Source organism: Planctomycetota bacterium, from assembly GCA_038746835.1.
In the GTDB taxonomy this organism is placed as follows: Bacteria; Planctomycetota; Phycisphaerae; order Tepidisphaerales; family Tepidisphaeraceae; genus JBCDKH01.
In genome coordinates this window covers 20,798-27,466 of record JBCDKH010000028.1, presented here as the reverse complement: position 1 = coordinate 27,466, position 6,669 = coordinate 20,798, and the positions used below count along the sequence as shown (strand labels likewise).

The window sequence follows — 6,669 nt, the reverse complement described above, 5'->3', positions numbered from 1 at the left end:
CGGCTCTTGGGCGAGTGGCCGCCGCTGCAGCGCCTTGAGCGCGTAGACGAAAGCGGTCTGTCGTTGGTGCGACTTGAAGGCCCACCAGCCATAGGTCAGCAGGAAGTCGGTCCGCTGGCTCTCACCGACCGGCCGCCACGCCGGTGGCTGGACGAACGTGCGGTCGAGGCCGCGACGTCGGTACGCCCGCTCGCAGCCTTCGCGAATGCAGTCAGCCTGCTCTTCGGCCCGGGCCTCGCTGACGCTCTTGTCGTGCTGGCGATAGCGCAGGACCGGATGCGGCACGCACGCGAGCTTGCCTCGCTCGCCCAGGCGGAGCCAGAGGTCGATGTCTTCGGCGGTTTCGAGCGACTCGTCGTAGCCGCCGACGGCGATGAGGTCGCGGCGTCGCATGACAGCCGTCGGGTGGCCGATGGGCGTTTGGCCGCTGAGGCACTGTTCCTGCAAGGTCGCGTCGTCGCACGGCGGCCAGTGGCGACGCAGAAGCCGGTCCCGGCCATCGATCAGGTCGTACGCACCGCCCAGCACCATGACCTCCGGCCGACGGCGCAGTTCCGGAATCTGGACGGCCAGGCGGTCTTCATACGCGAGGTCATCCGCATCCATTCGCGCGATGAACGTGCCGCGGCAAACGTCGATGCCGAAGTTGAGCTGTTTGACGTAGCCGGTGTGTGGCCGGAGGAAGACGCGCATGCGTTCGTCGCTGCGTTCGAGGTCGCGCAGGACATCGTGCGTGCCGTCGGTGGAGCCGTCGTCGATGACGACGACTTCGAGGTCGCCGAAGGTTTGGCCGAGGATCGACTCGACGGCGGATCGGAGGTACTGCTCGCCGTTGTAAACCGGAATCAGCACCGACACTTCAGGTGCGGCCGTCACGTTGGAGGTTAGCCGCACACCGATACGTCGGATGCACGGTGCTGCATCCGTCGGGCAACCGGCTTATCGGCCACGGACGGCACACGCGGCGAGATGCCAGGCGTCGCGATCGAAAGGCCTGCGCCTCACGAGGCTCCACGCGTGCCCGCGGGCGGCTTCGAGGTGGCGTTCCTTGATGGCTTGCCAGCCCCAGCGATAGAGCAGCTGGTCCGGCGGGGCGGGTTCCCACTGGTCGAGCGACGCCTCCTCCGGCGCGGGCAGGCCGCGACGCTGACACGCCTCAGCGATGATGCGTGGCTTCACGCGCAGCTGTTCGTCCCGACGACTGCGCGTGACGCTGGCGAAGTGCTGGCGATAGTCGAGGATCACTTCGTCGACGTTCGCGACCCGGCCGACCTCCGCCAGACGCAGCCAGAGGTCGAGGTCTTCGCTCGGCTGAAATCCGTTGCGATAGCCGCCGACCTGCTCGTACGCCGACTTGCGGAAGAGGCTTCCCGGATGCGGAATCACGCCGCCACGTCCGGCCAACAGCTCGGCGTCGATGGCGTTGTGGGTGGTCGGATACTGGCTCGATTCGAGGTCGAGTCCGTACGGATCGACCCACCGCACCTGTCCGCCGACAAGCACGAGGTCAGCGTCGCTGCGGAGGCGGTCGATCTGCAGCTCGAACCGCTCCGGCCGGGCGACGTCGTCCGCGTCCATGCGTGCCAGGAACTCGCCTCTGGCCCGCTCGGCCATCTCGATGAGGCCCTGCACGTAGCCCTTTCCCCGGCCGCGCGGTCGACGCACGAGTTGCACGCGGACGTCGCGCTCGGCGAGGCGTTCGAGCTTCTCAGCCGTGCCGTCGGTGGAGCCGTCGTCGACGATCAGCAGTTCGAAGTCGCGGAAGGTCTGCAGCAGGATCGACTCGACCGCCTCTTCGATGTAGCGATTGGCGTTGTACGCCGGCAACAGCACCGAAACTGCCGGGGGCGTGCCAGTCGAGCGAACGCGGCAGTGCGTGCGACTGCCCTCGACCGCACGACGAAAGTGCCTCGGCCAGCCGGTCGCGACGCGGTCTTCCTTGAGCCGGTTGAACCACGCGATCTTGCCGCTGCGGTGGTAGAGCCAGCCCTCGGCGAACTGCTGCTCGTTGATCAGGCCGAAGTCGCGATGGACCTTCCGCCAGAATCGTCGGGCCTCGCCGAAGCTTGCCGCGTCGGCGAGGCGTCGGCAAGCGTGCCACATGAGCCCGGCCACCAGATCGCGCCGGTGCTGATTCATGAGACCGGCCGCGTCGACTGCACGCCAGACGCGTTCGACCGTGCCCGCCCACGACCGCGCATGCGCCGCCTTCTCCCCCACTGCTGCCGACTTGCCGATGCTGTCGCGCGAGCCGGATGGCAAACGCCAGTGGCAATCGACGACCTTCTCGAACGTCTCGTACCTCAGTCCGACTGCGATGGCACGCGTCGACATTTCCCAGTCCTGCCCGCTGAGCGCCTGCTCGTCCCACGGTCCGATGGTCGCCAAAGACTCGCGCCGCCAAGTCGGGGCGGTGGTTTGCCAGACGGGGTCGCGCGACAGGTACCGATCCAGGTCGTCGCCGTCGTTGAAACGGTTCCAGACCATCGTTGAGTCGCCTGGCGTGTCGCGGAACAGGCCGCACTGGCTGACGGCGAAGTCGAGGTCGGTCCGATCGTCCATCAGCTGGATGCGATCCGCCAGACACGTCGGGGCCAGCAGGTCGTCGCTGTCGAGGAAGACGACGTAGCGACCGGTCGTTCTCGCGACGCCGACGTTCCGGCCAGCAGATGCGCCGCGCCGTCCCTTCGGCAGCGGGACGAATCGCACGTCGAATGCCGACGCCACCTCGGCGGTGTCATCGGTCGAGCCGTCGTCGATGACGACCGTCTCGAAGTCATCGGTCGTCTGCTCGCGCAGGCTCTGGAGCGTCTCACGCAGCAGCGTCGCCCGGTTCCGGGTCGGAATGACGACGCTGACGGCGGGCATGTCGGACATCGAAACGGCTCAGCCCAGATCTTGCCAGTTCGCCGGCAGCACCACTGTGCTCTGCTTGGAATTCGGCACTTTACCGGTCCCAAGGAGGTCGCTGTAGACGACTTCCAGGTCAGCGGCGCGTTCCAGACGTTCCAGGATCGTGAACCCGTCGGCCGCGACGAGTTCGACGTGGTACGTGCCGGGTGCGAGCGGCAGACTTGGCACGTGGCAGCGAAGCTTCTTGTGCGTGGTCCCTTTGAGCACGAGGTTCGCGTTGTACTCGCTGTGGAAGAGGGCGACCCGCTGGCCACGTCCGTTGAGCAGGGCGACGGCTGCGGTGATGTTGCCGGGCTGGTCGAAGTCCGCCATCGTCACGTCAAACGTAATGCCGCGACCTGTGGCAATCGCACCCGTTGGCTTGCCTTCTTCGTCTGTGATCTGCAAATCGACGAAAATCGGCGGGCGTTCACGATCGGTTGTCCGCGGGCGATCGGCGAGCGGGATGCCAGCCGACTGCTCGCGTCCGCCGAGGTACCGCGTGATGCCTTCTTCTGTCGGCAGCCGCTCGCTCGCCTTGCCGCCGTCGACGACCATGACGCTGCCGCACAGGCTTGCGACGGCGTCCATCTGGTGGCTGACGAACAGCACGGTCCGCCCCTCCTTCACGACGTCGTTCATCTTGCCCAGGCACTTCTTCTGGAACGACGCATCCCCGACGGCCAGCACCTCATCGACGATCATGATCTGCGGATCGAGGTGCGCTGCGACGCTGAACGCCAGCCGCACGTACATGCCGCTGGAGTAGCGCTTGACGGGTGTGTCGAGGAACTTGCCGACCTCGCTGAACTCGACGATGTCGTCGAACTTCCGTTTGATCTCTTCGCGGCGCATCCCGAGGATCGCGCCGTTGAGGTAGACGTTTTCACGTCCGGTCAGCTCCGGGTGGAAGCCGGTGCCGACTTCCAGCAGCGACGACACCCGGCCGCGGAGCGTGATCTTGCCCTCTGTCGGCTCGACGATGCGGCTGAGGATCTTGAGCAGCGTGCTTTTGCCTGCACCATTACGTCCTATGAGCCCGACGGTCTCGCCGGCGTCGACGGTGAAGTTGACGTCCGACAGCGCCCAAAAGGTGTCGTTCTCGTCCGTCCAGTCCTCGCTCAGGCGACGCCGCGTGTCGCGGATCGACTTCTTGAGGTAGCCCCCGATGCCCGCGAACGCGCTCGGCCGCTCGCGCTTGTCCTCGAGCCCGATGCGATAGGCCTTGGAGAGGTTTTCGACATGAACGGCGGGAAGCATTGTTCGGAAGTAAGGAGTATGGAGTACCGAGTACGGAGTGGCGACATCTGGCGATTCACTACTCGCTACTCGTTACTCGGTACTTCTGGTCACGCGATGTCCGCAAAGCGTCGCTCCACGTGTCGGAAATAGGCAACGCCGACGAGGAGGATGATGGGGCTCAGGATGCAGCTGCTGGCGACGAGGAGCGGCTGCCATTCGGTGCCGATGATGGCGCTGCGCCAGGCACTGACGATGCCGGCGTACGGGTTGATCGCTGCGATCCAGAGGTAGTTTTCGGGCAGAACCAGTTCCAGCGGGAAGACGACGGCACTCAGCCACAGGCCGAATTGCGTGAAGAACGGAATCAGGAACCGCACGTCGCGGTAGAGGACGGTGATGCCGCTGAGCAGGATGGCCGTCCCGACGCCGGCGACGAAGGTCAGAGGGACCAGCAGCGGGATCGCCAAGAGATTCCACGTCGGCGTCCAGCTGCCGGTGATTGTGAAGATGACGGCAAAGCCGCTGGTGATCAGGAAGGCCGTAAGCATGTCGACCATCGCCGTCCCGCACGAGGCGGACGGGATGAAGACACGCGGCATGTAGATCTTGCTGAGCAGCTGCTGGTTGTGCACCAGCGATTGCCCGCCGTCACTGACGCACTTCTGAATGAAGAGCCACGGCGTCATGCCGGCGGCGAGGACCACGATCCACGGCGCGGGCTGGCCGTTTCCGAAGCCGAGTTTGGTGCCGATGACGCCGAAGATAATCGTGCTGACCAGCGGGACCATCAGCGCCCAGGCGAGGCCCAGGGCGGCCATCTTGTAGCGGACCTTGATGTCGCGCCAGATGAGGAAGTAGAGCAGCTCGCGCTGGCGAGACACCTCTCGGAGGAACGATCGATCAAACGCCGCAGCCAGCCCGCCCGACCTTTTGGGCTCGATGACGAGCACCTCGCGCGTGTCGTGATCGGCGGCGGTGCGGGGGCTCATTCGTTCGTCCAGCCGCGTCTGGCGGTCGTCGGATCGCTCGATGCGATCGACCTCGTCCTCTTGGAGCGCACGAAGATCGACGTGAGTCGGCGACACCCTCACGGTATCGGCCGTTGCCGCACAAAGCTGTACCCGAGGCCGAAGCGATGCCTGATCGAAAGAGCTGCGGTCATCGCTCGCAATCAGCTCAGCGGCATTCCGAAGTCCGGAAGCGCTCGTCCGGCGAGCACGGCGTCGTAGATTGACAGGGTCTGCTTCGCCTTGGCCTGCCAGGTGAAGAGGCGATCGACGCGAGCTTTGGCGGCTTTGCCCTTGGCCTCGATCGGCGACGGGTCGTCGGCGAGGATCGTCATGAGAGACTGGAAGTCGCGGACGATGGCTGCCCGGTTGCCCATCGGGACGAGCCAGCCGACGTCGTCCGTCACCAGCTCCGGCGGGCCGGCATAGTCGACGCACGCGACCGGAAGCCCGACGGCCATCGCCTCCAGCGCCACACCGCCGCCGAATTCGCGGATGCTGGGGAAGATCAGCAGGTCTGCGTCCGCCAGCACGTCGGGAACTTCGTGGTGCTTCACCCAGCCCGGCATCGAGACGTTCGGCAAGCCGTCGGCCAGCTTCTCCAGCTCCGGCCGCATCGGGCCTTCGCCGTAGATCGTCAGCGTCGCCCGGCCGTCGCGCAAGAGCGGCTCGGCCGCCTGGATTGCCATGTCGTGGCCCTTGTACGGCACGAGCCTGCCGATGCTGACCAGTCGCAGCGGGCCGTCGCCAGCGGTTCGGGTTCGCCGAGCCGTGAAACGACTCGGATCGATCCCGTTCTCAGGCAGGTAGACGCAGCGATCGCGGCAGTCGTCCGGCATCTCCGACAGCGTGTGCCGGCTGCCACAGACGATCGCCGACGCGGATCGACGGGCCGACGCGTAGCCCGGCAGCAGCTTGAAGGCACCTCGGACACTGGCGAGATACTCGCGTTCCTGTCGCTGTTCGGCCTGAAACTCTTTGGGCCATGGTGCGCCACCGTTGAGCGGGCCCCAGACGAACGGCACGCCGATCTTCGCGCAGCGACTGGCAGTCTTCGGGCTATTCGTTGGTGAAAGCGGCGTGATCTGGTGGACGAGGTCGAAGGCTCCGGCGCGCAGCTTCGGGCCGAAGGTCTTCCACAGGAGTCGCTCGAAGTACGGATACGCCGCAGCCATGGCGGCCTGGCGAATGGTCCAGCCTTTGCCTTTGCCGGCGACGGTGTCGGCGACGTTCCAGATCGGTTTGACGATCTTCTCCGAATCGATCGCCGTGAAGTCGTCGCCCTCGACGAGTCCTGCGCGAGTCAGGGCCTCACAATTCCGGACCTGCGTGACCAAGTGGACGTCGGCAACCTCGCGCAGGGCGGCGTAATGGGACCATCCGACCAGCGGAACGCTCACCCACTCCGGGTTGCACGCTTCAGCAATGACCAGCACGCGACGCACACAGTCATCATCGGTCCCCGCTGTTCCGTACGACAGTTCGAGGGACGTCGTTGTGAGCTGCCTGCCTGTGACTGGCAGTCGGA

Annotated in this window: 5 protein-coding genes; all 5 read right to left on the bottom strand. The window is 65.8% G+C overall.

Annotation, left to right across the window (positions count from 1 at the left end):
• On the bottom strand, nucleotides 1-876 hold an 876-nt coding region (locus AAGI46_05005; GenBank protein ID MEM1011563.1), incomplete at its 3' end, for a glycosyltransferase.
• Between the two features lie 63 nt (nucleotides 877-939).
• Nucleotides 940-2,877, bottom strand: coding sequence for a glycosyltransferase family 2 protein (locus AAGI46_05000; protein MEM1011562.1), 1,938 nt, complete (start codon nucleotides 2,875-2,877; stop codon nucleotides 940-942).
• Nucleotides 2,878-2,886: 9 nt separating this feature from the next.
• Entirely contained in the window at nucleotides 2,887-4,152 is a 1,266-nt protein-coding gene (locus AAGI46_04995; GenBank protein MEM1011561.1) for an ABC transporter ATP-binding protein, read from the bottom strand.
• Nucleotides 4,153-4,241: 89 nt separating this feature from the next.
• The gene (locus AAGI46_04990; GenBank protein MEM1011560.1) at nucleotides 4,242-5,219 is read right to left on the bottom strand and encodes an ABC transporter permease; all 978 of its coding nucleotides are present in this window, start codon (nucleotides 5,217-5,219) and stop codon (nucleotides 4,242-4,244) included.
• Nucleotides 5,220-5,305: 86 nt separating this feature from the next.
• Nucleotides 5,306-6,577 carry a glycosyltransferase family 4 protein gene (locus AAGI46_04985; protein ID MEM1011559.1) on the bottom strand — a complete coding sequence of 424 codons (1,272 nt, stop codon included), beginning with the start codon at nucleotides 6,575-6,577 and terminating at the stop codon, nucleotides 5,306-5,308.
• Nucleotides 6,578-6,669 lie beyond the last annotated feature (92 nt).